The sequence below is a fragment of the Mesorhizobium sp. M8A.F.Ca.ET.207.01.1.1 genome (genome assembly GCF_004794715.1).
Lineage (GTDB): Bacteria > Pseudomonadota > Alphaproteobacteria > Rhizobiales > Rhizobiaceae > Mesorhizobium.
In genome coordinates, this window is sequence record NZ_SRUS01000427.1 from 1 (window position 1) to 311 (window position 311).

Annotated in this window: 1 protein-coding gene; it reads left to right on the top strand. The window is 64.0% G+C overall.

What is annotated here, in order from left to right; all coding sequences use genetic code 11:
- Positions 1–19 precede the first annotated feature (19 nt).
- The coding region (locus EN850_RS35215) for a hypothetical protein (RefSeq protein WP_281407318.1) at positions 20–311 on the top strand (292 nt) is incomplete at its 3' end.

Consider the following 311-nt stretch of genomic DNA (forward strand, 5'->3'; position numbering starts at 1 on the left):
ATTGTTCCAGGAACAGGTGATGCAGCTGGCGGTCGAAGCAGCCGGTTATACGCCTGGCCAGGCCGATGCCCTGCGCCGCTCGATGGCGGCCTGGAAACGCCGTGGCGGGCTGGAACCGCATCGCGAGAAGCTGCTGGCCGGCATGTTGGAGAACGGCTTCAGCCTGGAATACGGTGAGCACCTGTTCGAGCAGATCAAGGGCTTCGGCGATTACGGCTTCCCGGAAAGCCACGCCGCCAGCTTCGCCCTGCTGACCTATAACAGCTGCTGGCTGAAATGCCACCACCCGGCCGCGTTCACCGCCAGCCTGA